The following is a 26,997-nucleotide window of genomic DNA, read 5'->3' on the forward strand; positions in this document are numbered from 1 at the left end:
TGCTTGAATACCGACAAACCCACGACAGATGTTCTAAACGTCATCAACGAAACGCTTTTATGGTTAGATGATATCGTCATCGGGCAACAGTTTTGTCCGTTTGCAAAACCTGTGCGCGAGCACAACACCCTGCACATTGCCGTTCAGCAACAAACCGACATGTCGAGTTTATTGCGTCAAGTCATTACTGAGTGCGAGCAATTGCTCGAAAAAGACAATATCGAAACCAGTCTGCTGATTTATACCGAACAATTACATGACTACTTTGACTATTTAGACTTTCTCGACATGGCAAACGAAGCGATAGCCACCGCTGGGCTTGAGGGCACTTTGCAGCTAGCAAGCTTTCACCCAAATTATCAATTTGCTGATGCGCCAAGTGATTGCCCGAGTAACTTTACTAATCGCTCGCCCTACCCGATGATTCATATTATTCAAGAGCAAAGCATCACTGAGGCACTTGAAAGCTTTGCCAATGCTGAAAACATTCCGCAGCGAAATATCGAACATGCGAAAAAGCTAGGTATTGATTTTTTCTTGCCATATTTGCAAAACCACAGCTCTGCGAAAGAGTAACTACTGCGTCAATTTGCTATGCAGATAATAAACGCGCAATAGATGCAGTTGCTCATATGTTGCTTGTTCTCCCAGCGCCTCATAAACGGGCTTTAATCGCTCATGACCATGCTCATCAAATGATGTTATCCCTTTGTCGAGCATCGACTCTGGTAAGTCTATTTGTTGCACCAAACCGTCTGTTTGCGTTAGCGCTTTGCCACTGAGCACATACTTGTACAAATGGCTGAATATGGTGTTGAGTTTTACACCATGGTGCTGAGCAAGTTCATCAGCGCTCGTCCCAGCTTCAAACTCACGCACTATATTAACCGATTTCTCACTTATTCCACTTACCTTGGCTTTACCCGACTTTGTCGCACTAGCACGTGCATTATTGGTTTGTTCTTGTAGCTCATTTTCTTCGCAAAACTCGGTGATCAGGGCAATAAAACTTGCTCCATATTTATCCACTTTTGCTTGGCCAACGCCGTGAATTTTTAAAAAGCTCTCTTGAGATTGAGGTAAGAAGTGCGCCATCTCTTGAAGGCTCCTATCGGCAAAAACCGCATATGGCGGCACATTTGCTTCATCGGCAAGAGATTTTCTAGTCGCCTTAAGAATCGCCACAAGCTGCGCATTAGGACTTAAATCGCTTTGACTAGCCTGATAATTACTCGCACTTTGATGCTGCTGCAAGCGGGCAAGAAAACGTGTTTGGCCTTTAAGGACATCGACGGCGTTTTGGGTTAATTTTAAACTGCCAAACTGAGCTTCTTGGCGAAGTAACCCTTTTTGAATAAGCTGACGAGAAAGCGCCATCCACTCCTTTTTACTTAGCTCGGTACCAATCCCGTAGGTAGATAATAAATTGTGGCGATTTTGCAGCACTTTTTCTGCATTTGACCCGCGCAATACATCAATTACATGACTGGCCCCAAAGACCTGCCCTGTGCGATGTACGCACGATAAAAACTTTTGCGCCACCACGGTTAAATCCGACTTTTCTGTTTGTGGATTTAAGCAGTTATCGCATTTATGACATTGCGAGTCTGAATACTCTGCATCAAAGTATTGCAATAGGGGCACGCGTCTGCAGTCTTCGGTCTCAGCAAGCGCCAACATTTGGTTTAGGTGCATAGTCGCTAAGCGTTGTTCATGTTCATTTTGCATTTGTTCAATGAAAAAACGAATCTTCCCAGTGTCACCATAAGCAAACAATAAAAGGCAGTCAGCGTCTAGGCCGTCTCGCCCTGCCCTGCCAATTTGCTGATAATACGATTCGATATTTTTAGGGAGGTCGTAATGCAAAACAAAACGCACATCCGGCTTATTTATCCCCATTCCAAAAGCGATAGTCGCCACGATTATGTCCACATCATCTTTTACAAATTGCTCTTGATGCGCACTGCGTTTATCACTGCTCAGCCCAGCATGATAGGCAAGCGCTTTATAGCCGTCACGCTGCAGTTTTTTTGATAATTCATCGACACTCGCTCTGGACTGACAGTAAATGATTCCCGACATACTTTGGTGTTGGTCGATAAAGCTTTTTGCCTGCTCGTAAGGTGAATCTTTGATGGCAACGGCCAGATACAGATTAGGCCGGTCAAAATCGGCTACAAATTCATTGTTGTCGGCAATGCCAAGCTGATGTTTGATATCTTGCCTTACCCTTGGCGTGGCAGTTGCAGTGAGAGCTAAAAGCACCGCTCCTTCAAAATGCGCAATAAACCTATCTAGCTGGCGATACTCAGGGCGAAACTCATGGCCCCATTCAGATATACAATGGGCTTCATCTATAGCCACACAACTGACATTTGTCTGCTTGAGAATATCGATACTGGCTGATTGCAACGCAGTTTCGGGCGCAAGAAACAACAGCTTCATTTCACCACGCGTAATGGCCTCTAGATTGCCCTGATATTCTTGGGTAGAGAGCGTGCTGTTGAGCACGCAACTAGCAATATTAAGTTCATGAAGCTGTCGCACTTGATCTTGCATGAGGGAGATAAGCGGCGATATCACCACCGTTAATCCATCAAAGGTAAGCGCTGGAATTTGATAGCAAAGAGATTTACCACCACCTGTTGGCATAATCGCTAAGGTATTGTTACCCGAGATAACCGTATCGATGATCGCCTGTTGCGACGCCCTAAAACTATCAAACCCAAACACACTCGATAATATGTGTTGAGGTGTACTTACTGATGACGCGTTCACATTGACTCCCTGTCGGCGAATAATTGGTGCAAACAATGCAACGCTCGAAGCTGAATTACAAGCGTTGCACCCAAAAACACGCCTTCAGATCAGCGCCTGATCACTAATCGCGTTAGCAAAAACAATAACAGTGTGAGTAACACAGGAGCGACCACAATGTTAAGTAATTTCAACTTAGTACCCAAGGCATTAATGTCTTTATCGAGCTGAAACTGCACGTCACGAAGGGCTTTGCGGATCTCAATTCGTTTGTCTACAAAAGCGTCGATGGCTTGTTGTTGCTCATCTGATAAGGTCAACGCATCGTCTTGTTGCCCTTGTAACTGGGCTAATTGCATCTCAGTCTCTTGCAGTTCACTTTGTAAGCGATTTTCTTGCTCTCTAAACTTCGCTTGTGCTTCTAGCGCAATATCATCGACGCGCGTGAACGGGCGAGAAAGCGTGCCGCGACTTCTTAAACCAATAAGGTTTTCAGAACCGCCGTAGTTTTCGACCATGTTGATCACAAAATCGCCGTTGTTTGCAAACGGCGTAAACACGGGCTGTCCAAAAAAGTTGCTCTGCTGTACCCAAAACCTGTCGATGAATACGTCAACATCGGCCACAACAACCATATTCAGTGAGCTGGTTTGCGATAAATGACCTTCGCCCACTAATTCGTGCTCAAGACCAAAATAGGACTCAACGGTACCGCTTATTCTGCCTGCAAGCGTTTTTACCTCACCGCTGTTTACAAATGCTTGTGACAATATGCTTGGGTCTTGCGTTAATGCATATTCATTCGTGTCGATGACGCTGGTGTTTTCGGTACTCTGTAACAGGGGCGATAAACTCAAGAGCGTATCTTGCTTGATGGTAACTTGGCCAAAAGACGCACCATTCATAGACTCCAAATCACCACTGGTCACATCAATTCGGTTGATTTGCTCTTGAGCCAAACCTAAAAACCCTAGGTGTTGGATGACGTTGCCTTGTGGACCTCTAATTTCTAGCCCAGCTTGAGCATCGAGCACTACGTTATCGGTTAGCACATCAATGCCATATGCATCGAGTAAGGGCAAGCTTGATGTGTTCGCTCCCTGGGCACCGAGCATCGCCATTGTATCTGACTCAAAATGCGGGTCGTAAAACACAACGGAACGTCCACCATTCATAATAAACTGGTCAATATCATATAGCAGGGTTTCGCTGAGTCCTTGAGGATGGGCGATAATCAGAACATCGGTCTGCTCTGGTAGATTCGGCTCGCTGTTGCTCACAAGGTTTACCTCAAAGAGCTGCGATAACTGCTGATAAATCACATTTGCTGGCGTTGTTTGACTGGTCATTGGGTTTTGCTCGCCCATCAGCGGTAGGTCGGTCACAATAGACACGCGCACCGGCTCAGGAGAACTCAGCTGATAGACTAACTTGCTAATATCGTATTCTAAAAATGCCGCTTTATTTGGGTCAAAAAACCCAATAATCATGGCATCGCCCGCAGTGTTTTCGCCCACCAAACCAAAGTACAGACTATCTTGGGCTGGACCGATGTTCACGGCACTTAAACCAAATGATGCAGCCTTATCTTCTTGTTCTGAAAACGGCTGCGGGTCAATCACCGTGAGCCTGATGTTGTCACCGCCTAACTCCGCGTATTTCGTAAGTAAACTCTCAACTTCCATTGCGTAGTTACGTAACTGCGCCATGCCTTTACTGGTTTCATCAGAAAAGAAAAAGTACAAGTCGATCGGTTCATCGAGGGCTTCCAAAATCGCTTTGGTACCATCAGACACTGAATACAATTTATCTTGGGTTAAATCTAAGCTCGCTGAGCGCAAAAATTGATTGCTTAAAAACACAATCGCAAGCAATGAAAAAGCCAAAGCAAGCAAAGTGGTAAATGTAGAAAAAGTCGTTTTCATCCTTAAGCCGCCTTCTTTTTCAAAATAATGACATAGTTGGCGAATAAACAAATCATGATCATCGCCACAAAAAACACCAAATTATTTAGCCTTATCACCCCTTTGGCCATCTCTTGAAAATGGGTAAGAAAGCTCAAAGACGCAACGGTATCTAATGCCCAATTGGGCAAGGAGCCTTGCAACAAAGCCGTGATTACATCTGTGCCCGTTAGTATGAACAAAAAAGATATGACAACGGTTAAAATAAACGCTACCACTTGATTTCGAGTCGTGGCCGACATGCACATACCGAGGCTCAAAAAAGATCCAGCCATCAACCAACTACCAATGTAGGACGCGAGGATTAAGCCATTATCGGGCGAACCCAAATAGTTTACCGTTAGCCATAAGGGCATGGTGAGCAATAAACATACACCGAGCACTAACCATGCGGCCAGAAACTTCCCGATGATGATCTGAAACGTCGAGAGCGGCAACGTCATTAGTAATTCAATCGTTCCGCTTTTACGCTCCTCAGACCAAATCCGCATAGAAATGGCAGGGACTAAAAACAAATATAACCATGGATGGTAGTTAAAAAACGGCAGTAAATCGGCCTGTTCACGCTCATAGAAACCGCCAAAAATGAAGGTAAATACACCACTTAGCGATAAAAATATGCCAATGAAGATATAAGCGACAGGTGTACTAAAGAAGCTTAAGAACTCTCGCTTAAACACCACGATACTTGCATTCATGCTGTCGCCTCCTTTGGTGCACTGGTCAATTCGGTAAATACTTCATCGAGTCGGCCCTGTTCCACGCTGAGCGTTTCAACTGGCAGTTTGTTGCGCTGAATAAAATTACTGACTTCTTGCAATATAGACTGCCCCTGTTCACTAAAAACAGTAATGCGATTATGCTGAGGGTCGTGGGCAAGGTCGGCTACGCCTTCAATCTCAAGCAATCCTGAAATATCTGCCATGTAACTTAAAGTGAGGCTAATAGCATTGTGATAACGAGAAAGGGCCTGCAGCGCTGTTGGCGTATCGTCGAAGCGCTTTTTACCTTGAGCGATAATAATGGCGCGGTTACACACTGCAGTAACTTCTTCTAAAATGTGCGTTGAGATAATCACAATTTTTTCTTTCGCTAGGTTGGCGATAAGCTCCCTTACCTGCTTTTTTTGATTAGGATCTAGACCATCGGTAGGCTCATCTAAAATAAGTATTTGTGGGTCGTGAATAAGCGCTTGCGCAATGCCTACTCTGCGCTTAAAACCTTTTGATAAGGTATCTATTTGCTTATACAACACATCTTGCAAGCTCACTTTTGAGATCACATCATCGATGGCTTGTGAACGCTTACTCTTAGGAATTTCTCTGGCTTGCGCGATAAAGACTAAAAACTGGTAAACCGTCATTTCCGCATAAGCAGGCGCGCCCTCTGGCAAGTAGCCAATCAATCGCCTGGTATTAATAGATTCGGTCGTCACTTCCTGTCCGGCAACACTAATAGAGCCTGATGTTGCAGGCAAAAAACCCGTTATCATTTTCATCGTTGTCGATTTACCGGCCCCGTTGGGCCCTAAAAAGCCAACGATGTCGCCAGGGTTTACCGAAAATGAGAGGTCGTCGACCACCACATGTTCACCAAAGCGCTTGCATAGTTGATTCACACTAATCATTTGCAATCCTTGTACTTATCTTTGTTATTTAACTATGTTTAATCGTAACTAATGTAATATGCGATATGCCGTTTTCATATTGGTTCAATTATGAAAAAATCAATATCCACTTTGTGAATAATTAGGACGAAATTTGACTGCTACCATAGCCCCGATTGGCAAAGTGATCACGCCTTTTAGCCAAAAATTTGGGATCCCACGCCAAGGCTTGAATGTTAGCAAGGCAAAAGGTGAGATTCAGTTCGATGAACACATCGATGTCGCTCAAGCCTGTGAGGGCATTGAGCAATTTTCACACCTGTGGGTATTGTTTTTGTTTCATGAGAATCAAGAAAAAGGATGGACCCAACGCGTTAGGCCACCAAGAATGGGCGGTAATCAAAAGATTGGGGTGTTTGCAACGCGCTCAAGCTTTAGACCCAACGCCATTGGTATGTCGGTGGTTAAACTTGTTGAGAAGCGAGTATCTAGCTTAATCATTGAGGGCGTAGACATGCTCAACAACACGCCAATCATCGATATAAAGCCTTATGTCGCTTATTCAGACAGTGTAAGTCAGGCACATTCAGGATTTGCCAGCGAGCCCCCCCAAGCACTTCTATCTATTGAATATCAACCTCAGGCGCAAGACCAACTTATTATGTTGACTGAGCAGCATAAAGAGCTTCCACAATTACTCGAAAACGTCTTAACTTACGACCCAAGACCCGCCTACAAAACGCAAAAGGTGGATACAAAAACATACCATATCCGCCTCTATGATATCGAAATCAGCTTTTACGTTGAGGATAATACGGCAGTGGTGTGCACATTAAGCAAGGATAAAAGCGAATAATTCGTTGAATTGTCTATAATTAAGCTTTAGTCACGCCCACATGGCTGATAAACTTTCCACCTTTGATGTATAACAGAATAAGAGCACTATGCGCACCTCAGAATATTTATTAGCGACGCAAAAAGAAACGCCAGCCGAAGCCGAAGTCATTAGTCATCAGCTCATGTTGAGAGCTGGCTTGGTAAGAAAACTCGCCTCTGGACTCTACACATGGCTTCCTTCCGGCCTTCGCGTGTTAAATAAAGTGGCAGCCATTGTTCGTGATGAAATGAACAAAGCAGGCGCCATCGAAATCAGCATGCCGGTGGTACAGCCCGCCGATTTATGGCAAGAATCTGGACGTTGGGAAGAATATGGTCCTGAGTTGTTGCGTATTAAAGACCGGCATCAACGTGACTTTGTGCTTGGCCCGACGCACGAAGAAGTCATCACTTCACTTATCAAAAACGAAGTAAGCAGCTACAAGCAGCTGCCGCTAAACGTTTATCAAGTGCAAACCAAATTTAGAGACGAAGTAAGACCTCGTTTTGGCGTCATGCGTAGCCGCGAATTTATTATGAAAGATGCCTACTCCTTCCACATTGAAGATGAATCGTTGGAACAAACCTATCAGCGTATGCATCAGGCCTACTGTAACGTGTTTGAGCGTATTGGCCTTGAATATCGCCCCGTTATCGCCGACAGCGGCTCAATTGGTGGCGCGGTGTCTCATGAGTTCCATGTATTGGCCGATTCTGGCGAAGATGATATCGCATTTAGTGACCAGTCAGACTATGCCGCCAATGTAGAGTTAGCAGAGGCGATTTGCACAGAAACACGCCCAGATGCCACACAAGCGTTGACCCAAGTTTCGACACCTGGCGCAAAAACAATCGCAGCGGTGGCCGAGATGCTAGACCTTGATACAAAAATTTGTGTTAAGACCCTGGTCGTTGCGGCCGATGAAGAGTCAGGTCACAAACATATTGCGATTGTTTTAAGAGGCGATCACCAGCTCAACGATATTAAAGCCATAAAGCATCCGCTTATTGCCACGCCTTTTACCATGGCAGATGAGAAAGATGTTACCGAAGCATTAGGCTGCGGGTTTGGCTCGATTGGCCCAGTTGGTTTGGATATGCCAATTTTGGTAGACAGAAGTGCTGCCGCATGTGCTGATTTTGTATGTGGTGCCAACGAAGATGACATGCACTACACCGGCGTAAACTGGGAAAGAGACGTTACAGATTTTGAAGTCGTTGACCTAAGAGACGTGGTTGCCGGAGACGCCTCACCAGATGGTAAAGGCACATTGCAAATACGAAAAGGCATAGAAGTTGGACACATCTTCCAACTCGGCGATAAGTATTCAAAAGCAATGGGATGTGGCGTGCTGACAGAGTCAGGCAAGCATCAAATTTTAAAGATGGGTTGTTACGGAATTGGCGTAACGCGCATAGTGGCCGCGGCCATTGAACAGAATCACGATAAATTTGGGATCAAATGGCCAATGGCTATTGCCCCCTTCGAAGTCGCTATCATTCCAATGAACATGCATAAATCGCATCGGATTATGGAAACGGCCTTGAAGTTATATGCCGATTTTATCGCAGAAAGTGTAGAAGTGCTGTTTGACGATAGAAAAGAACGCCCAGGCGTCATGTTTAACGACATGGAACTAATAGGTATTCCGCACAGCATCGTGATTGGCGAGCGGAACCTTGATAACAATCAAGTGGAATACAAAAACCGAATGACCGGTGAGAAAACACTGATCAATATAGATGAAGTACTAGCGTTTATAACTAACCAATGAGGTAATGCGTGCAGGTGACTTTTTATGGTGTGAGGGGCTCCATCCCAACACCAGGCCCAGAGTATATTAAATACGGCGGAAATACCTCCTGCGTGCATGTAGAGCTATCGGATGGCACCGATATTGTGCTCGATGCTGGCACGGGCATCCGCTTGCTGGGTAAAAAGCTAGCGGCTAAAAAGACGCCTATTCACCTGCTATTGAGCCACAATCATTGGGATCATATCCAAGGCTTTCCGTTTTTTATTCCTATATATCAGCCTGGGCGTGAAATTATCATCACGCCAGGCATGACCAAGCTGGAACAGCCAGAAGCGGTCATTAAACAAATGTCGGGCTCTTACTTCCCGGTAAGTAAAGAAGTATTAGCTTCTGATATTTTAATCAAGCGTATTTCGTACGACATTACAGAATGGAAGCTTGGCAGCGCGACAATCAAGCGCCATCCAATGAATCATCCAGGCGGCGGCAGTTGCTATACGATTGAAGAAAACGGCAGTAAACTTGCCTACATCACCGACAATGAGCTGTATCCTCCCTATAAAAAAGACACCGACTTTTTAGAGTTTGTGCACTTTGCGAAGAACGCAGACTTATTAATTCACGATGCACAGTATGTAGTTCAAGATATGCCTGCTAAACTAGGATGGGGGCATTCGGTAGCAGAAGAAGCGGTGAAGCTCGCGTTGGCAAGTTTTGCCAAGCGCTTAGCCTTATACAGCCACGACCCAGAGCGCACCGATGCAGACATTGATGAGATTGTACTTCATGCCAATGAAATTATGGAAATTGGTGGTGCTGAGGCCGGCTGTTTTGGTGCTTATGAGGGACAATCGATCACCATATAACAGGATGAACAATGCTCAAACGCGTAACACTACTCACCGTAACCTTTATCTCACTGCTTTTTATCACTCACAACATTGCAATAGCACAAACAACAGACCCAGCATCGGATGTAGAGCTAATTGGTGAGCAGGTACCCAGCAACACTGGAGATGACACAAAAGTCCCCTCACTGTTAGATGCCAAACAAGAGGGTGACTCTGAAGCAAACCGCAACCCCTTTGCCATTACCCAACATCGCAAAAACTACTTGCTGCCAGTGAGCTATACTACATCAGCCAACACCACTACCGTGGATGGGTTGAATGATGCAAACGTCGATAGATACGAAGCAAAATTTCAGATAAGTGTGCAACTACCGCTTTATCTCCAAGAAGAAGAAAACAACGGTGTATTTTTTGGCTTTACCTCAACGTCATTTTGGCAGGTCTATAACTCAGAGGCGTCTAAACCGTTTAGAGAAACCAACTACGAGCCTGAAGTTTTTTATCAATGGTCGCCTAACTGGAATGTCATGGGTTTTAGGTTCAACGGCGCTCAAATTGGCTTTAACCACATGTCGAACGGGCAAGACGGGCTAAAATCAAGAAGCTGGAATCGTATAACAGCGTCTGCATTGTTTAGTGATGCCGATTCTCTTTATTACCTAAAAACATGGTATCGCCTACCCGAAGACGACAAAACTGACCAACTCGACCCAACCGGTGATGACAACCCCGATATCTTAGACTTTTATGGCCGTGCAGAATTTGGCTTTGTACAAAATTTTGGTGAGATTAATCTGTTTGCGCGTATTCGCAACAATCTATCGCTAAAAGACAATAGAAGCGGCATAGAACTGAACCTAACCTACCCCATCAACGACAGATACGATTTGCTATTGCAATACTTCAACGGCTACGGCGATTCTTTGATTGATTATAACCGCCACTTGCAAAGGATTAGTTTGGGGGTTGAGTTGAGGTTTTTGTAAAATAGTGCATGTGTCAGAAAAATTTACAACTTACCCAGCATGAATTATTAACTCATTGTTATTTTTATATAAATTAACCTGGTGCAAAATTTGCAGTGTGTTACAAAGCGCAACACATTGCTAATGCTTACAAACTATAGGGATACAACTAATGAAGCTCACCAAGTACCTTTTTGCGGCAACACTGGTTTTAATGGCATCTGTTAATGCCAATGCATCCGTCATTTTTCAAGACAATTTTGATGCTGAGAATGGCGGCAACGGAGTTTTAAATTATACAAGGTTTGCAAATTGGACTACCAGTGACGGCACAGTCGATTTGATTGGGAATGGCTATTATGATTTTTTAGCAGGTAATGGCTTGTATATTGATATGGATGGTTCAACTGGCGATGCGGGTAAAATGACTTCTATAGCCCTAAACTTAGCCCCTGGTACCTACACTTTAAGTTTTGAGCTTGCGGGCAATAGAAGAAATGGCGCGACTGAAGGCGTTGAAGTGCTAGTAGACATGGGTAGCTTGTTTAGTAACACTTACAGCTTAAATAAAAATGACCCGTTCCAACTTTATACCGAAACCTTTACTGTTCTTACAGCGACAACCACTTCCATATCATTTGAAGGTGCAGGTGGCGATAATATTGGTATGTTACTTGATGATGTGACACTTACCGCTGTTTCAACACCAGCGGCGTTATCATTGTTAGGACTCGGGTTAGTTGGCTTAGGTTTCTCCAGACGCCAAAAGTAAAAACAGTCTATGTTCATAAAACCCGCTTTAGGCGGGTTTTTTATTGGTTTTTGTTTTACATGTAGCTTCAAAACCTTCCTTAACTCAATTGCTATGCCTAGCTTCCTTTATAAATGTTGTCGTACATGAACCAACTTACTATTTATTAAATAATTAACCGCAGGCCAGTTCTATTGTTGATGAGTTTTTTCAGGTTGGTTTCTGGAATTTCCAGTTTAGTAGGGTAATCAGCAATATGGTAAAAACAAACTAAATAAATGTCTTTGCCGGCATATGTAGCACTGACAATAACAGCTTTAGGTTTGATCAATACTATGTCCCACCAATTGCCGCATTACTCAAACACTCCAAACATTTGAAATATCTAGCTAGATTCAGCCTACTCAAAATACCAATATCTATTGCATGAGTGGTTTGCCTTTATTATTCAATCTGCTATGTTGATGTCATAAAAATCATTACATTAGTGAGTATTATCATGGTATTAGGTTTATTGTCTCTAAGTTTAAAAGTGTCTGATATTGAAGTGTCTAAAGTGTTTTATGAAAAACTTGGGTTTAGTCAAATGGCGGGCCACTTGGATCAAAAATGGCTAATCATGAAAGATAAGAACAACCAAGTAATTGGTTTGTTTGAGGGAATGCTTGAAAAAAACACCATCACATTCAACCCCGGTTGGGATCACAATGCCCAAAACATCGACGATTATATTGACGTACGTTACTTACAAAAAATGTTAAGCAACGAAGGCATCGATTGCGGGAAGCCGATTGGAGAAAACAATAAAGGCCCAGCTAACTTTATAATGACCGACCCCGACGGCAACCCAATATTGGTTGACCAGCATAGGTAAGCGAACAGAGTTGATTGCAGAGGCAGCAGTTATTTAACAACCACATCCCAAGAAACTCTATCTCCGGGTGACATATCGGCAGTAACCGTTTTACCCAAAATATCATCCAAGTACTTGGGTGCTAGACCAAAGCCAGGTCTGATGCGTCTGACATGATCCTGAGTAATCACTTCGCCCTTTTGCAGTGGCTTTACAAAGTACAAAGAGCGTCTGAACCTTGCGTTTTGCCCTTCTGCTTCAGCGCGTTTTTCTTCGCCCGCACCTAAACTGCTAAAGGCTTCTTCGGTGGCGGTAATGAGCTCTTTGAGTTCATCGGGCTCGATGGAAAACTCACTGTCAGGCCCTTTATCTGCTCTGCTCAAAGTGAAGTGCTTTTCAATCACGCTAGCGCCAAGTGAGGTCGCAACCACAGATGCTAAATTACCTAGCGTATGGTCCGACAGACCAACCTGAACATGAAATTTATCACGCAGCGTAATGATGCTCTTTAAGTCTGCTTGTGCAAGTGGTGCTGGATAGCTGCTAATACAGTGAAACAGTGCTATGTCATTACAGCCTGCACTTCTTGCAGCCTCTAACGCTTCAGCAATTTCGTCGTGAGAAGCCATGCCGGTAGACATGAGCATAGGCTTGCCTTGTTTGGCGATGTAGCGAATGAGCGGAATATCTACAAGCTCAAATGAAGCCACTTTAAAAGCCGGTGCATCGAGTTGCGTCAATAGGTCAACGGCGCTTTCATCAAAAGGGGAGGAAAACAAAGTAATGCCCACCGCTTTAGCGTGCTCAAATAACTCAGCATGCCATTCGAAAGGCGTATATGCTTCGCCATAAAGCTGATACAAATTATAGCCCGCCCATAAACCTTCGGTAATTTTGAAGTCGTCTTTATCGACATCTATGGTCATTGTATCTGGCGTGTAGGTTTGAATTTTGACCGCGCTAGCACCTGCTTTTTTGGCGGCGGTAATCGATTGCTTAGCCCGCTCAATATCACCGTTATGATTTGCTGAAATTTCAGCAATCACATACGGCGGCATAAACTGAGAAATTTCTCTACCAGCAATGGTAACGGGGCGTAGCATAAGTTAAACCTCTTTTAACAAATAGGTGGTTTGCAGCTTGTTTGCATCAAGCGCTTCAAGGGCTTTTTCAAGCTCTTTATCGGCAGCGGGAACATGCACATGAAATTTAGCGTTGCGCACAGATTTTAATGCCGGCAATGGCGTGAATTGAGACTGCAATAACTGCACCACAGCGCCAATTGCTCCATAGTATTCTGGCAAGAAGTTGATGCCAATAGAGTTATCGGTTTGTAAGTATACACTGCCAATATAGGCGCCGTTTTGCTTCACTAGTAGCCATGCACGGTAAGGGTGATTATCAATAAACTGCTGATGTTCTTCAAAGTTCGGCATACTGGTGTGGCTAATACTATGCTGGCGCTCGGTGAGCAGATGAAACAAGAAATCGACATGCTCTGCTTTGTTTTTCACAAGCTCATGCAATTGTATTTCTGACTTACTCATACTCATTTCCTAGATTTAAATAATAACTAAGCAACTTATCACTTTGTTCATCTTGATTATCTTGAGTCGCGTCCAAACAAAACCCCACCTGCTCAAAACTGCGAATACTGCCTATATTATTGGTTTTGATTTGGGCAAGTATAGCGTCACATTGTCGATAGCGTTTTTTAAACAGTTCAATTGCTTCTGTTAGGCAGCGACTTGCATAGCCCTTTCCGCGGGACTGTGAAGATAAATTGATGGAAATTTTAGCTTTGCTTAGGTCAGCCTCTAGGTCGAATCTTACCATTCCCAGACGCTCATCATTTGCAGCAAGCTCGGCTATTAAAATGTAAAAGCGCTCATTGTTGAGCGCTTGCGTAAACCACTGTTGATGGGTTGGTAAGTCTAATTCGCGGGTGTCTATAGACATTGCTCTGGTCAATGCATCATTACGCCAGAGCAACAAAGCTTCCATATCGCTTAGGTTAGCTTCCCGTAGAGTGATGTCACTCACGCGCTTATCCGCCATCATGACGCCTAGCTTATTCCCACTCAATAGTCGCTGGCGGTTTGCCAGAAATATCATAAACCACGCGAGAAATACCGTTAACTTCATTGATGATGCGATTAGAGACCTTACCTAAAAACTCATAAGGCAAATGAGCCCAGCGCGCTGTCATAAAATCAATGGTTTCAACGGCTCGAATCGACACTACCCAATCGTACTTACGCATATCACCCATCACTCCCACAGAGCGCACGGGTAAAAATACGGTAAATGCTTGGCTAACCTTATGATACAAATCGGCCTTGTGCAGCTCTTCGATAAAAATAGCATCGGCGCGGCGCAACAAGTCGCAGTATTCTTTTTTGATTTCGCCTAGCACCCGTACACCTAAGCCAGGCCCTGGGAAGGGATGACGATAGAGCATATCGTAGGGCAGACCAAGCTCGAGACCTATCTTGCGCACTTCATCTTTAAACAACTCACGTAGTGGCTCTACGAGTCCCATTTTCATATTTTCAGGCAAGCCACCCACGTTATGGTGAGACTTTATAACATGCGCCTTGCCGGTTGCAGAGCCCGCAGACTCAATCACATCTGGGTAAATCGTGCCTTGAGCTAGCCATTTTGCATTTTCAAGTTTGTTCGACTCTTCGTCAAAAACGTACACAAATTCATTACCAATGATTTTACGTTTTTTCTCAGGATCTGACTCGCCCGCAAGCGCGTCTAAAAAGCGTGTTTCTGCATCTACTTTAATGATGTTGAGGCCAAAATGGTCACCAAACATTTCCATGACCTGCTTGCCCTCGTCTAAACGCAGCAAACCGTTGTCGACAAACACGCATGTAAGCTGTTTGCCAATTGCCTGATGCAGCAACATGGCAGTCACCGATGAGTCAACACCGCCAGATAAGCCCAGTATGACTTCGTCGTCGCCTACCTGCTTTTTGATGCGAGCCACTGCGTCTTCAATAATCGCGCCAGCGGTCCATAACTTTTCACACCCACATATTTGCATCACAAAATGCTCAAGCATGCGCATGCCTTGCTTGGTATGAGTAACTTCTGGGTGAAATTGCACGCCGTAAAATTGTTTATCAACATTTACCATAGCTGCATGAGGACAACTAGGGGTTTGAGCAATCGTCGTAAAACCTGGTGGAACATCGCTGACCTTGTCGCCATGACTCATCCACACGTCGAGCAAGGCATTGCCGTTTGCGCTTATCTCGTCTTCAATTTTATCGAACAAAGCGGTAGCGCTGAGTAACTCAACTTGTGCATAGCCAAACTCACGCATGTCTGAGCCTTGTACCTTGCCGCCAAGCTGATGCGCCATGGTTTGCATGCCATAACAAATGCCTAACACCGGCACACCGGCGTTAAACACATACTGCGGCGCGCGCGGAGAGTTAGCTTCTGGCACCGACTCAGGGCCACCCGATAGAATAATGCCGTCGGGCGCGAAGTTGCGGATTTGCTTTTCGCTCACATCCCACGCCCAAAGCTCACAATACACGCCTATTTCACGCACGCGTCGGGCAATTAACTGGGTGTATTGAGATCCAAAATCTAAAATTAAAATCTTTTGACTGTGAATATTCGCCGACATTTGTATTCCTAATATAAAAGAAGGTTACGCCAGTCTACATTGGCATAACCTATAGGGTAATAAAGCTAAAAGGTACAATATTGTTACTACCCTAAGCGGTAGTTTGGTGCTTCTTTGGTAATGCTCACATCGTGCACATGTGACTCGCCCATGCCCGCTGAAGTGACTCTTACAAATTTAGATTCAGTGCGCAGTGACTCTATCGTGCCGCATCCTGTGAGTCCCATCGCTGAGCGTAAGCCACCTAACTGCTGATGAATGATGTTCGCAATAGGCCCTTTATAAGCGACGCGCCCTTCAATACCTTCTGGCACCAGCTTTTCAACGTTGCTGCTGTCTTGGAAGTAACGATCAGATGAGCCATTGCTTTGGTTCATTGCGCCCAAAGAGCCCATTCCGCGATACGATTTATAGTAACGCCCTTGGTAAAGCTCTACTTCACCGGGTGCTTCTTCGGTTCCAGCAAACATACTGCCTACCATTACCGAACTTGCGCCTGCCGCTAGGGCTTTGGCTATATCACCCGAAAAGCGAATGCCGCCATCTGCAATAATTGGAATACCAAGGCCATCTACAGCGTCTACGGCGTCTGAAATCGCCGTAATTTGTGGTACGCCACAGCCAGTGACAATGCGAGTGGTACAAATTGAACCTGGGCCAATACCTACTTTCACCGCATCAACACCAGCATCTACTAAGGCTTTTGCGCCGGCGCCTGTGGCGACATTACCGGCGATTAAGTCGATATTTGGATACTCTTTTCTAACTGCTTTAACACGGTCAATTACGCCTTGTGAGTGACCATGAGAAGTATCAATCAGCAATACGTCTACACCGGCTTCTACCAATAAACGAATGCGCTCGTCGGTACCAGGCCCAACGCTCACCGCCGCGCCAACACGCAAACGGCCTTTTGAGTCCTTACAGGCATTGGGTTTGCTTTTTGCTTTTTGGAAGTCTTTAACGGTGATTAACCCAGTGAGTCTGAAGGCATCATCGACTACTAAGATTTTTTCAATGCGATATTCGTGCATCAGATGCATTACATGGTCGGGGCTTTCATCCGCGGTGACTGTAACGAGCTTTTCTTTTGGCGTCATCACTTTACTAATGGGTTGGTCAAGACGGTTTTCAAAACGTAAATCACGACCGGTCACCAAACCAATTAAGTTGTTTTCATCATCAACTACCGGAAAGCCGCTGTAGCCTAACTGCTTACTAAGTGCCTTGGTGTCACCAATGGTGGCATCTTCTTTTACGGTTACTGGGTCTTGTACTACGCCACTTTCGTACTTCTTAACACGTAACACATGCTCAGCTTGCGCTTTTGCACTCATATTTTTGTGAATAAACCCAATTCCACCCTCTTGCGCCAATGCAATAGCAAGGGGAGCTTCTGTCACGGTATCCATGGCCGCCGACATCATTGGCATATTCAGTTTGATATTTCGGGTCAGACGAGTAGATAAGTTGGCAGTGTGAGGCAACACAGTGGAGTGCCCAGGCACCAATAATACGTCGTCGAAGGTGAAAGCTTCTTTTTCGATGCGGAGCATGCAATTTTACCTATGTGAGTAGTGGCTTAATTGCGGTGCAATTGTAGTGTTTTTTTATACTTGGGTAAACTACAATTACCAAAATCGTTGAACAAATTTAGGTGTTTATGTTTGCCACTCCCAATCAAGTTAGTATTTTAAGCGTTAGCAAGCTCAATCGCTTTGCAAAACGCGTGCTTGAGAGCGAAATTGGACTGGTTTGGGTGACCGGCGAAGTGAGTAATTTTGTTGCTGCATCGTCGGGGCATTGGTACTTCACTTTAAAAGATAGCCAAGCGCAGGTAAAAACCGCGATGTTTCGCGGTGCAAACCAGCGCGCGGGCTTTTTGCCTAAAGCGGGAGATAAGGTGGTTGTTAAGGCGAATATAAGCCTTTACGAGCCGCGCGGCGATTATCAGTTAATTGCTCAACATATTGAGCCAGAGGGCGTCGGGCAACTCAAGCTTGCCTTTGAAGCCTTAAAAGCCAAGCTGCAAAGCGAGGGATTATTTGAGCAAGGCCGCAAACGCCCTGTTCCTGCCAGCGTTACCCGATTAGGCCTTGTCACCTCCCCTACTGGTGCAGCAGTGCACGACATTTTGCACGTACTTGCTAGACGCAACCCCGCCATTGAAGTCATTATCTACCCATCGATGGTACAAGGTGAACAAGCGGCTGGCTCAATTGTTAAACAAATAGAAGTCGCTAATGCACGCAATGAAGTAGATGTATTAATTGTGGGTAGAGGTGGCGGCTCGCTAGAAGATTTATGGCCATTTAACGAGGAGGCTGTTGCACGAGCTATATTTGCCTCAGACTTACCGATTGTTTCCGCCGTAGGACATGAGGTTGACGTGACGATTGCTGATTTTGTGGCAGATGCTAGAGCACCTACACCGAGCGCAGCAGCCGAGACCATCAGTCAAGATGCACAGGTGTTAAAACGCTCCGTTGAGCAATTGCGCCAAAGAATGACATTAGCCATGAATCAACGTTATCGCGGTCTTGCACAAAGTGTTGATATTGTTATGGCAAGGCTGGCAGGACTAAGCCCTGCAAATAACATCAACAAGCAACAAACCATGCTCAACGGCCTGCAAAAAAGACTGGCAAACAGTCACCCGCAAACCGCTATTTTGCGACAGCAGACGGCACTAACTGATTTACTCGCGAATTTAAAACGTGCAATGAAAGTGTCAATGCATGAGTCTGAGCAGCGCGCAAAACACGCTCAAGTATATTTGAGTAAACAAAACCCAACCGCTATGCTCGAAGAACAACAAGTACGCTTAAAACAGCTCAAGCAGACGATGATAAAGCAACAAACAAACCTCATTGAAAAGCGCAGTAATGCGCTAGCCGCACAAGCGAATTTACTGCAATCAGTAAGTCCTCTCGCTACGCTTTCACGGGGCTATAGTATCTCATATCATGAGCAGAAAATTGTACGCAGCATTGAACAAGTATCGGCTAAGGATACGATCGTCACAAAATTGACAGATGGCGAGATTTTGTCACACGTTATTGAGGTAAAAGGCGACGATAAGGCCTAGACGGCTGATTTTTAAGAAATTGTATTCGTTGTTTGGAATTTAGCCCAATGTTATTCTTAGTCTATCATTTTTTGTCGATTTACATTGGACGTAGTTATAATGGTATTTACGGATTTCTCTCGCAAAATCTCTATCGCTTGTATGGGCGTAGCCCTCTCTTTTTCAGCACTTTCTTATTCTCAAGATGAGCAAAGTTGGCCTGTTTATGCAGCCCAATTAAGCGACGAAGTGATCAGCGAATGTGAAACCAAATCCTGCACACTAAATGTGCTTGATGCCGCAACGCTTAGCAACATCTTAAATAAGCATCCGATGAGTATGGATGTGCATGAGGCGTTAAACCTCTCTGAATATGAATTACTCGTAAGTAGCGCGCTGATTGAAACAGACACCCAGCGCGGCGAGAAGGCCCTCGTATTAGAGATGACCACAAGCTGGCGCGGCATTCCGGTCGACGACTTCAATCTAAAAGTGCCGCATTCAGACACATTAGATGCAACCGCCACAGCCGTGCTAAATCAGTGGGTTTCTAGCGTTCAAGAAAATGAAGTATTCAGTGCCGAGCGCATATACAAAATTATCGGCGCCAGTGATTACCAAAACCAACTGCAGCTACCTGAAACAATCGGTGATTTTGTGCGCAGTCAAACCGCGCTTTACCATGACCCACTCCAAGGCAGCATAACTCGCTACCTACACCCAGATTTTGCAGATGCGGTTGTGGATGTTTCTGTGTATCCAGTATCTCCATTTACTCACCCAGACAAAAACCTTGAAGAAAGCTTATCAGCTGAAATGCAGATAGAGCGTACGCAAATTCAAACACTGATTGAACAAGCTCAAATGAGTGATTACCTTATTTCTGAAATTCAAACCACTGAGCTTGCTTCAGCATCAGGACCTATTTCAGGTTTGGCAATGGAAGTCGCACTTGAGACTCAAATCGACCCTGTGTACAGCACTCAGTTTTTATTCACACAAAACGATAAGTTTGTGAAGCTAACAGGTAACCTGCCCAAAGGTATGATGTTAAGTTTAGTGAATGAATCTGTGGCACAAATCAAAGTGCCGCAAGAGTCTTCGTTTATGCAGTCGATGCGTCAGTAAAAGTATTTTCATTGATAAGCTATTGTAAGCCTTACTAAATTAATAGACGAGAGCGTAACATTCGTGGACGCCTCTTCCATTATTGCGATAGAACGTCAAACAGCCATTTGGAGTGTTAATATATGGCTTCTAAGCAGCATTAGTTAGCTCACTGTGCACAGTATGATGTATTCCCAAGTCGGCAACCATGTCGGCTATTTATCTAAGTTTGCTGTTTTTTCCTTATACTCACTTTACATGTATCCAAATGTATTGCGCCTTTATAAACAACATTGCCCTCAAAACATAAACTGCAACTTAACGTTTCTACATACAGAAGGGCAGATTAATGTTTTTGTAAATCTTCCACAGCTCGCTGTAATTCATCGAATTTGCGATTTAATTCTTCATACTTCTTTTTTAGATCATCATCGTTCTTATTTACGTTACCAACCAGCAATCCACAACTAAGAGCTGACGCAAAAAGAACTGCATACATATAATCAACATTATAAAATGCAAAAATTAATAGCGTTAGAGGAATCCAAACGACAAACGACCATAATCTTGTAACCGTCATACTGTACCTCGTTAAAACAATGTGAGAGCCAATGCTCTAAAGTCTCATGCTATTATCTATTACAAACACTTCGTTAAGCTAGTTTCGCGCGCGCTCAATAATTTTGTCTTTGTAAGGTGAGCTATCTAAAAACGCCTGCGCTTTGCTGTCACTTTGGCGTTTAAAACTATTATAAATCCTCACAGATACAGACGCTTTAGATGCGTCGTCGGATAAGTAGCTTAAGTATTTTGCAGCAAAATCTGGATGGTTGTAACTTGCACCTGTAATGAATTCCTTAAAGCTACCCTGGTTATATATGGCTTCATCTTGTCGACTAAACCAATCTAACGCCTCCTCTGGGTCATCATAGCTCCATGCACGTACAAGGTCTTTCACTTCCGCTGTTAAATTGTCCCTCGTAGATGTAGCCAAAACCCAATTCGCCGCGCTTTTTGCATCTCTGAACGCCCATGAGCTTATGAGTGTTTCTCTTAACTCTTCAGACCTATCGCCCTGGTATTGGTTTACCAACCAATCACTTGCTTCTTCTGCATTTGAATGTGTCCATGTTCTTATAATAGTGTCTGCAACTTGCTTGTTATCGATATTTTCCGTCATAAAAAGAAAGTCTGCAAATTGTTGCTTGTCGGTTAATGATCTGGCAATACCGCCAACAAGGCTCATTATGTCTCGACCGCTTTGTTCAAATTGCTTTAATTTATCGGCCGCTAAAGGTAGGTTTTGCTTTGCTAACTCATTGAGTGTTAACCCTAAAAAAATGCTGTGGAAACTCTGTGCTTTATCGGAGGACCAATTACTATTTTCAAATTGTTGAATGTAATCCAATGCGGCAACTGCATTGTCTTTGGCCATCGCCATGAGTGCGACGCCTACCAAGCGCATTTGCATCTCCTGATTCGCTACTTCGTAGGCCGCAAAATCTAATGCTGCACGTTGATTAAGCTCCAAGTATTTATTAAACATAGTTGTGATTGCCAACGAATCAGATTCAAGATCTCTAGCCATGTAAATATCAAGAAGTGATAATAAGTCATCTTCTGATAAGTCATCGACTAGATTATAGAATGCCACCAGCTCACTAAACGACATTTGCTCTGGGGATACGTCTATGTAACCCTGAACTTTTTCAAACAAGGCTTGAGTTGATAAGGCCGGTTCTTGCTCAGCGTTATTGTCAGACCTCGAAGGCATATTGAGTTGAATCGGCTCTACACTCTCTGCTGTATTCAACGAAGGCTTTTGTATATCGGTCGGCGTTTTATCCACCAGAAACATCTCTGGCTCACCTTTAACAGCGATATTTTTATGCGTATAAAACCCCGCATAAAAAGCGATCCCAATGGATATTAATAAGGTAACTACGTATTTCATTTTATTTGCTCCATGCATCTTTATCTTAGACTAAAGCCGTGAATGTTAAAGGGGTTAGACAATCCCACTGGTTGCGCCCCTAAGCAAATCACATCCCTTTCCATAGATTACATGATACTAATCATTCGTGAAAGTGAGCTAACGATCTCCAAGTACGCCACAAATAGATGAATCAGACGCCCCCGTATAAATATGTGCTCGCAATTAACCACTACGATAAGCCTTGCTATAAGGGTCGAGTAATAGTCTAGCTGTGCGAACTGACTTTAGATAATCTTACCTAGACGATAAATTTTTAATACTTAGCATCATACATAGACTGTTTGTTGTTACTCACGCATTGCATAGAACAGGTGCGTATTTCATCGATTTTGTTATGATTACAAATAGCTCTATGCGAACACGCAATCACAACAAAGGACCCTGCTCTTCATGCTTTTTCCTACACTTCCTTTAATTCGAATTTCTTTAGTCTGTAGCTTACTCGTAGCAGTGTCCTCCTGCGCCTATTCTCCTGAACAAAGCAATTCGGTGGCTCACAGGACAGATTCAAACAGCGAGCAATTCACGGTGCAACTACTAGGTATAAACGACTTTCATGGCCAAATCTCTCAGCTTGAAAATCACGGTGGCATGTATCAGCTTTCAAGGCACTTGCTGCATGCAATAGGCAATACCACCGAACACAGCTTTATCCTGCACGCGGGAGACCATGTTGGCGCAAGCCCTGCAGAATCGGCGTTATTGCAAGACGAACCGGCTATCGATTTTTTGAACCTGTTTAACAATTATTGCCAATCGCTAGTTGCAAACCCGTGTGAAATCATTGGCGCTGCAGGTAACCATGAGTTTGATGAGGGCAGCGAAGAGATGAAGCGCCTGCTCGAGGGCGGAAACCATGCCGATGGCCCATTTATTCACCCGCAATGGCAAGGCGCTAATTACATCACTTTGGGCGCCAATGTAATCGATAAACAAAACAACCAAGCTATTTTGCCACCCTATGTAGTACATACTGTAAACGGAGTGCCCATTGGGTTTATTGGGATCACCTTAGATATTACCCCTGAACTCGTCGTGCCGGGCATTGTTGACGACTTACGCTTTGAAAACCAAGCTAGCACCGTCGCTAAATATGTGAATGAATTGCAAAGCCAAAATGTACAAGCTCTTGTTGTGATTGTGCATGATGGCACCGCTGATGATTATTATGCAGGTGATACTAAACAAAGCTCGGGTATCGATTTAGACAGCCGATTTGGGCGTTTTGTACAAGCATTGCCCGACGCGGTGGATGTACTGGTAACTGGGCATTCACATCGCTTTACAAACGCGTACGTTAGCAACACAAACGGTAAACAATTCTTAGTCACTCAAGCGTTTTCAAGTGGGCGCGCTTATTCTGATATTACCATTACGCTAAACAAGCAAAGCGGTGATATTGTGCAAGCAAATGCAAAGGTAGTAATGACAGAAGCGGATGCCAACCTTAGCTTAGACGCTAAAGCAAAAGACCTATTGGCGGAGATTACAACGCTAAAGCAGGCTTCTATTAATTACGCACAGTCGTTAACTAACAAGCGCGTTGGAGACTATCTCGCCGTTGCGACCGAAAACGATCTCGGACAGTTCATCGCTGACTCTCACCGTTTTGCCCTTAAGGCTGACTTAGCCATCATGAATAGGGGTGGAGTAAGAGCTGACCTAGTCGAGGGCGAAGTTACATGGGGCCAACTTTTTGCTATTCAGCCTTTTAACAACCCTCTGGTGGTCAGGGAATATACCGGGGCGCAACTTAAAAGCTTGCTGGTTGAACGCCACTTTTACAGTCAGAATGTAAAGATTGACGAAATGGGACAAATCCAGATTGATGGGCTACCCCTTGAGGACTTAAAAACGTATACCATGGCGGGTAATGGTTACATTTTAAATAATCAGGGATATGATCAAGGTCGACTTGTGGGTACTTATGGGCTTGATATAGATGCTACGGTAGACTACATAAAGCTTCTACAACAGCCCTTTAACTTATCATCCACCCCTGTGAAATAGAGGGAGTGTATAAAGGGCAATATTTGAGAAAGTCTTCTCAAATGTTAGCGATTGTTTTGCGCTTCCTCTTAGTCGCTAACATTCATGATGTGTTTAACTAAAAAGCGCATTCGCCAGCGATTTTTGCACATCGGTTGCCAACTTAGCAGCAATCTCAACTTTTATCGCATCGGAGCGGCCCGACACCCATATACTCAATTCACAATCGGTGTCAAAACGTCCGGCAGTTTGAACGTTGAATGTAGTAATCGATTTGTAAGGGATACTTAGGTAGTCGATTTTTTTACCGGTAACCCCTTGCTTGTCGATGAACATCAGACGGTGTGACGTGAACACATACAAATCTCTCACCATTTTGTATGCTTGAAGTACGCTTTCGTTGTTGCTTAGCACCGGCGCCAACTCTTCAGCAACCTCTGTAACATCTACCTCGCTGGCATTGCCAAGCATTGCATCTAATAATCCCATGGACTTTTCCTTTCATTTATTGAGTAACGACACGTTACCTTGTGTTATGTGTTAGTTATGACAGAAAGTACATAAGCTTTCAAACGAAATGGCAAAAGAAAGCCTAAACTTTGCGTATCGGCCTTATGTACATGCTTACTGGGGGTTGTAAAAGGCTATGCCATTACGTTAGTCGACCAGCGATTAGCGAGAAACGTTATGAAAAAGGCGCTTCTGAAGCGCCTTTTTTTACTCTTCATACTTGGTTAGGGTACGGTTATTTCCCAGATAGATACGCTACCGGAGATTTCATTGCCAATTACCAGCAGTGCTTCACCCGTTGGGCTGTCGGCTGCTTCTATAAAGCTCATGCCTTCTGGTGCAAGATCGCCGGTGATATCCGCGCCTTCGACCACACCGCGATTGTTGAAGAATCCAACAAACTCAACGTTGTAAGGGTTAGTGATATCGTACGCCATGACTCCGCCCATACGCTCTAATCCAACAAATGCATAATTCCTGCCATCGATTTTACCGATAGTTAAGGCTTCTGGCTCTGGGCCTTTGGCATCTGAGCGAGTGTCACCTTCATTTTCATCGTTGTTGTTGTTAAACGCAGGTCCATAAATTGCAGCAGTGACACGTTCCATATCGTCGCCAGAGTCAAACACGACCAAGCCGTTTGTATCCCATATGGTGAAAGAGCGTGCGCCGTATGTATACAATTCGCTGTAAGTACCTGAACCATCGGTTGAATCATCATCTGCACCGAGGAAGGTAGTTACCAGCAATCGACCAATATCGTTATCGTCATTATTGACGTAATCGAAGTTAGCACCAAGGGTGAGATCTTCGACTCGAATTTCGTCTATAAATGCTAAACATCCATCATCTTCGTCGAAATCTAATCCGCCGTTTGCAGTACACGTTGCTTCGTCTGCTGCGTCAAAGAAGTATTCGCGACCATCACCTTCATTTGCCGTAACAATAAAATTAGCGCCATTCCATGTATAGCTATCGACAGTATCAGCCATATAAATGCCATAGAGCCCAGGATAACTTCTGAAGTTGACGCCACTGTCTCTGTCAGACGCGTCGAGCGTTAAGCTTCCCCAGTCTTTAAAGCCAAGGCCGATAACGTTGGAAAGTGTATTGGTCGTTAAATCGACAATCGCAAGCGCATTGTTTTCTTGGATAGATACAAACGCTAGCGTGTCGTCTTCGCTGATCCCTACAAATTCTGGCTCCAAGTCCTTTTCTACAGAGGCAGTGTAAAGATTTCCGTTAATTGTTCTGCCATCTGGATTGGCAAATACTGCACCTTGCGCTTCCAACGCTGCTCGATCCAAACCTTCTAGCGTAAGTTCGATGTCATCATCAGCCGGCACGCCGTCGGTTAATTCAATGATCGAGATTGATCCTTCAGGGTCAACGCTATAATCGCCAGCAGGCTCGCCTTCATTTGCAACGACTGCTTTTGTGCCATCATGAGTAAACGCTACGCTATCTGGTAAAAAGCCAACTTCAACGTTTTTGATAAATACCGGTTGCGCACCAGAAACATCATAAAATGCAACGCTACCGCGATCGCCTGTATTTTCAGCGGCAACCGCCACGGCCAATACTTCGTTGTTATTGTCAAACGCGATGCTATTGGCATCACCGGTTAAACCGCTTGATGTGTTCACATCTAAAGTGATCGCTGATGTTACATTGGTATTATCTACTACGCCTTCTGCATCTGGGGTCAAGGCTTCTGGGCTTAAGCTATTGATGTCTAAAATTTCAACCACTACCGGGTCGGCAGAACTGTTTACCGCATATACCCAACCCTTACTTGCTTGGTACGCGACAATTTCAGCTGCACCTTCTGGGTCACTCGGGTTGAGCACCGCTCGTCCTATTAAAGTTGCGCTGAGAGAGTTGGGGGCGTCTTGTCCGTCTGCGCCATCAGCGCCTGGGGCACCGACTGCACCAGCAGGTCCCGCAGGTCCTGCAGGCCCTTGTGAACCATCGTCACCTTCTAAAAAACAACCAGACAAACTTAGTGTTAGCACACTAGTCATCGCCAACAGCAACTTCTTTTTGTTCGACATCATTAGATACCCTTATTATTTGAGTGAGTTTAAAACCACTCAATATGCTGTCGGATATCTGTGACAGTTTGCTGATGGATTTGTGACCAATTGTTTACATTTTTACGACACTTTTACGAAAGTAAATATCGCACTAGATTGGTAGCAATGTAACGCAGGGATCAATTTGTAGGTAAATACATGAAGCTACGTTGGCGATAGAATGACAGTTTTATGAAGGGTGGCTTGGTTGATTCTGAAATTTA

General features: G+C 44.4%; 24 protein-coding genes. 10 read left to right on the plus strand and 14 right to left on the minus strand.

The genetic code is table 11. From position 1 onward, the window contains the following. The first annotated feature begins 3 nt into the window (after positions 1-3). Complete coding sequence (locus tag KJ365_RS15815; protein WP_214452645.1) at positions 4-576, plus strand: DUF1415 domain-containing protein; 573 nt, start codon at positions 4-6, stop codon at positions 574-576. Here the strand turns inward: KJ365_RS15815 and recQ are convergent, their stop codons facing one another. The 4 genes from recQ to KJ365_RS15835 form a co-directional block, all read right to left on the minus strand. Then, on the minus strand, positions 577-2,778 hold the full coding sequence (gene recQ / locus KJ365_RS15820) for a DNA helicase RecQ (protein ID WP_214452646.1): 2,202 nt from the start codon (positions 2,776-2,778) through the stop codon (positions 577-579). Between the two features lie 89 nt (positions 2,779-2,867). Next, a complete protein-coding gene (locus tag KJ365_RS15825) occupies positions 2,868-4,682 on the minus strand; it encodes a GldG family protein (protein WP_214452647.1) in 1,815 nt (604 codons plus the stop codon). Between the two features lie 2 nt (positions 4,683-4,684). Next, positions 4,685-5,419, minus strand: a complete 735-nt coding sequence (locus tag KJ365_RS15830; RefSeq protein ID WP_214452648.1) for an ABC transporter permease subunit — start codon at positions 5,417-5,419, stop codon at positions 4,685-4,687. Next, positions 5,416-6,348, minus strand: a complete 933-nt coding sequence (locus KJ365_RS15835) for an ABC transporter ATP-binding protein (RefSeq protein WP_214452649.1) — start codon at positions 6,346-6,348, stop codon at positions 5,416-5,418. The genes KJ365_RS15830 and KJ365_RS15835 overlap by 4 nt, the downstream gene beginning before the upstream one ends. Positions 6,349-6,481: 133 nt before the next feature. Here KJ365_RS15835 and tsaA point away from each other — a divergent pair, with 133 nt between their 5' ends. The 5 genes from tsaA (at position 6,482) to KJ365_RS15860 (ending at position 11,548) form a co-directional block, all read left to right on the plus strand. Further along, positions 6,482-7,183, plus strand: coding sequence for a tRNA (N6-threonylcarbamoyladenosine(37)-N6)-methyltransferase TrmO (gene tsaA / locus KJ365_RS15840; protein ID WP_214452650.1), 702 nt, complete (start codon positions 6,482-6,484; stop codon positions 7,181-7,183). An 88-nt stretch (positions 7,184-7,271) separates the two neighbouring features. Then, positions 7,272-8,978, plus strand: coding sequence for a proline--tRNA ligase (locus KJ365_RS15845; protein ID WP_214452651.1), 1,707 nt, complete (start codon positions 7,272-7,274; stop codon positions 8,976-8,978). Between the two features lie 8 nt (positions 8,979-8,986). Beyond that, positions 8,987-9,826, plus strand: coding sequence for an MBL fold metallo-hydrolase (locus KJ365_RS15850; protein ID WP_214452652.1), 840 nt, complete (start codon positions 8,987-8,989; stop codon positions 9,824-9,826). Between the two features lie 11 nt (positions 9,827-9,837). Then, on the plus strand, positions 9,838-10,797 hold the full coding sequence (locus tag KJ365_RS15855) for a phospholipase A (RefSeq protein ID WP_214452653.1): 960 nt from the start codon (positions 9,838-9,840) through the stop codon (positions 10,795-10,797). 151 nt (positions 10,798-10,948) lie between these two features. Next, complete coding sequence (locus KJ365_RS15860) at positions 10,949-11,548, plus strand: carbohydrate binding domain-containing protein (RefSeq protein ID WP_214452654.1); 600 nt, start codon at positions 10,949-10,951, stop codon at positions 11,546-11,548. A 145-nt stretch (positions 11,549-11,693) separates the two neighbouring features. On the opposite strand, the gene KJ365_RS15865 is transcribed toward KJ365_RS15860, so the two are convergent. Continuing rightward, positions 11,694-11,858 carry a hypothetical protein gene (locus KJ365_RS15865; RefSeq protein ID WP_214452655.1) on the minus strand — a complete coding sequence of 55 codons (165 nt, stop codon included), beginning with the start codon at positions 11,856-11,858 and terminating at the stop codon, positions 11,694-11,696. Between the two features lie 168 nt (positions 11,859-12,026). Between KJ365_RS15865 and KJ365_RS15870 the strand changes: the two genes are divergently transcribed. Further along, positions 12,027-12,401, plus strand: a complete 375-nt coding sequence (locus tag KJ365_RS15870; protein ID WP_214452656.1) for a VOC family protein — start codon at positions 12,027-12,029, stop codon at positions 12,399-12,401. 29 nt (positions 12,402-12,430) lie between these two features. On the opposite strand, the gene pseI is transcribed toward KJ365_RS15870, so the two are convergent. The 5 genes from pseI to guaB form a co-directional block, all read right to left on the minus strand. Further along, positions 12,431-13,483 carry a pseudaminic acid synthase gene (gene pseI, locus KJ365_RS15875; RefSeq protein ID WP_214452657.1) on the minus strand — a complete coding sequence of 351 codons (1,053 nt, stop codon included), beginning with the start codon at positions 13,481-13,483 and terminating at the stop codon, positions 12,431-12,433. A gap of 3 nt (positions 13,484-13,486) precedes the next feature. Continuing rightward, positions 13,487-13,927: a hypothetical protein gene (locus KJ365_RS15880; protein WP_214452658.1), complete on the minus strand. Its 441-nt coding sequence runs from the start codon at positions 13,925-13,927 to the stop codon at positions 13,487-13,489. Beyond that, on the minus strand, positions 13,920-14,423 hold the full coding sequence (locus KJ365_RS15885) for a GNAT family N-acetyltransferase (protein WP_214452659.1): 504 nt from the start codon (positions 14,421-14,423) through the stop codon (positions 13,920-13,922). Before KJ365_RS15885 ends, KJ365_RS15880 begins: the two co-directional genes overlap by 8 nt. Positions 14,424-14,451: 28 nt before the next feature. Next, positions 14,452-16,029 (minus strand): glutamine-hydrolyzing GMP synthase, encoded by a 1,578-nt coding sequence (guaA, locus tag KJ365_RS15890; protein WP_214452660.1) that lies wholly within the window; start codon positions 16,027-16,029, stop codon positions 14,452-14,454. An 86-nt stretch (positions 16,030-16,115) separates the two neighbouring features. Further along, complete coding sequence (guaB, locus tag KJ365_RS15895; RefSeq protein ID WP_214452661.1) at positions 16,116-17,585, minus strand: IMP dehydrogenase; 1,470 nt, start codon at positions 17,583-17,585, stop codon at positions 16,116-16,118. Positions 17,586-17,692: 107 nt separating this feature from the next. Between guaB and xseA the strand changes: the two genes are divergently transcribed. Further along, on the plus strand, positions 17,693-19,117 hold the full coding sequence (gene xseA, locus KJ365_RS15900; protein WP_214452662.1) for an exodeoxyribonuclease VII large subunit: 1,425 nt from the start codon (positions 17,693-17,695) through the stop codon (positions 19,115-19,117). 99 nt (positions 19,118-19,216) lie between these two features. Next, positions 19,217-20,224 carry a hypothetical protein gene (locus tag KJ365_RS15905; protein WP_214452663.1) on the plus strand — a complete coding sequence of 336 codons (1,008 nt, stop codon included), beginning with the start codon at positions 19,217-19,219 and terminating at the stop codon, positions 20,222-20,224. Between the two features lie 325 nt (positions 20,225-20,549). Here the strand turns inward: KJ365_RS15905 and KJ365_RS15910 are convergent, their stop codons facing one another. Together KJ365_RS15910 and KJ365_RS15915 are read right to left on the minus strand one after the other, a co-directional pair. Then, positions 20,550-20,783, minus strand: a complete 234-nt coding sequence (locus tag KJ365_RS15910; RefSeq protein ID WP_214452664.1) for a hypothetical protein — start codon at positions 20,781-20,783, stop codon at positions 20,550-20,552. A gap of 78 nt (positions 20,784-20,861) precedes the next feature. Continuing rightward, positions 20,862-22,157 (minus strand): hypothetical protein, encoded by a 1,296-nt coding sequence (locus tag KJ365_RS15915; protein ID WP_214452665.1) that lies wholly within the window; start codon positions 22,155-22,157, stop codon positions 20,862-20,864. A gap of 432 nt (positions 22,158-22,589) precedes the next feature. On the opposite strand from KJ365_RS15915, the gene KJ365_RS15920 reads away from it, so the two are divergent. Continuing rightward, positions 22,590-24,209 carry a bifunctional metallophosphatase/5'-nucleotidase gene (locus tag KJ365_RS15920; protein ID WP_214452666.1) on the plus strand — a complete coding sequence of 540 codons (1,620 nt, stop codon included), beginning with the start codon at positions 22,590-22,592 and terminating at the stop codon, positions 24,207-24,209. Between the two features lie 93 nt (positions 24,210-24,302). Here the strand turns inward: KJ365_RS15920 and KJ365_RS15925 are convergent, their stop codons facing one another. Both KJ365_RS15925 and KJ365_RS15930 read right to left on the minus strand, forming a co-directional pair. Next, positions 24,303-24,677, minus strand: a complete 375-nt coding sequence (locus KJ365_RS15925) for a PH domain-containing protein (RefSeq protein ID WP_214452667.1) — start codon at positions 24,675-24,677, stop codon at positions 24,303-24,305. Positions 24,678-24,922: 245 nt separating this feature from the next. Then, positions 24,923-26,752, minus strand: coding sequence for a choice-of-anchor I family protein (locus KJ365_RS15930; protein WP_214452818.1), 1,830 nt, complete (start codon positions 26,750-26,752; stop codon positions 24,923-24,925). Positions 26,753-26,997: the final 245 nt, after the last annotated feature.

This window comes from Glaciecola sp. XM2 (assembly GCF_018595715.1).
Taxonomy (GTDB): Bacteria; Pseudomonadota; Gammaproteobacteria; order Enterobacterales; family Alteromonadaceae; genus Glaciecola.

Excerpts from the sequence above, each read along its gene's own strand:
- KJ365_RS15855 (WP_214452653.1), top strand. The coding sequence starts at position 9,838 with ATGCTCAAACGCGTAACACTACTCACCGTAACCTTTATCTCACTGCTT.
- KJ365_RS15835 (WP_214452649.1), bottom strand. The coding sequence starts at position 6,348 with ATGATTAGTGTGAATCAACTATGCAAGCGCTTTGGTGAACATGTGGTG.
- KJ365_RS15880 (WP_214452658.1), bottom strand. The coding sequence starts at position 13,927 with ATGAGTAAGTCAGAAATACAATTGCATGAGCTTGTGAAAAACAAAGCA.
- KJ365_RS15860 (WP_214452654.1), top strand. The coding sequence starts at position 10,949 with ATGAAGCTCACCAAGTACCTTTTTGCGGCAACACTGGTTTTAATGGCA.
- KJ365_RS15930 (WP_214452818.1), bottom strand. The coding sequence starts at position 26,752 with ATGTCGAACAAAAAGAAGTTGCTGTTGGCGATGACTAGTGTGCTAACA.
- KJ365_RS15830 (WP_214452648.1), bottom strand. The coding sequence starts at position 5,419 with ATGAATGCAAGTATCGTGGTGTTTAAGCGAGAGTTCTTAAGCTTCTTT.
- KJ365_RS15920 (WP_214452666.1), top strand. The coding sequence starts at position 22,590 with ATGCTTTTTCCTACACTTCCTTTAATTCGAATTTCTTTAGTCTGTAGC.
- KJ365_RS15870 (WP_214452656.1), top strand. The coding sequence starts at position 12,027 with ATGGTATTAGGTTTATTGTCTCTAAGTTTAAAAGTGTCTGATATTGAA.
- KJ365_RS15925 (WP_214452667.1), bottom strand. The coding sequence starts at position 24,677 with ATGGGATTATTAGATGCAATGCTTGGCAATGCCAGCGAGGTAGATGTT.
- xseA (WP_214452662.1), top strand. The coding sequence starts at position 17,693 with ATGTTTGCCACTCCCAATCAAGTTAGTATTTTAAGCGTTAGCAAGCTC.
- guaA (WP_214452660.1), bottom strand. The coding sequence starts at position 16,029 with ATGTCGGCGAATATTCACAGTCAAAAGATTTTAATTTTAGATTTTGGA.
- KJ365_RS15905 (WP_214452663.1), top strand. The coding sequence starts at position 19,217 with ATGGTATTTACGGATTTCTCTCGCAAAATCTCTATCGCTTGTATGGGC.
- pseI (WP_214452657.1), bottom strand. The coding sequence starts at position 13,483 with ATGCTACGCCCCGTTACCATTGCTGGTAGAGAAATTTCTCAGTTTATG.
- guaB (WP_214452661.1), bottom strand. The coding sequence starts at position 17,585 with ATGCTCCGCATCGAAAAAGAAGCTTTCACCTTCGACGACGTATTATTG.
- KJ365_RS15845 (WP_214452651.1), top strand. The coding sequence starts at position 7,272 with ATGCGCACCTCAGAATATTTATTAGCGACGCAAAAAGAAACGCCAGCC.
- KJ365_RS15915 (WP_214452665.1), bottom strand. The coding sequence starts at position 22,157 with ATGAAATACGTAGTTACCTTATTAATATCCATTGGGATCGCTTTTTAT.
- KJ365_RS15910 (WP_214452664.1), bottom strand. The coding sequence starts at position 20,783 with ATGACGGTTACAAGATTATGGTCGTTTGTCGTTTGGATTCCTCTAACG.
- KJ365_RS15825 (WP_214452647.1), bottom strand. The coding sequence starts at position 4,682 with ATGAAAACGACTTTTTCTACATTTACCACTTTGCTTGCTTTGGCTTTT.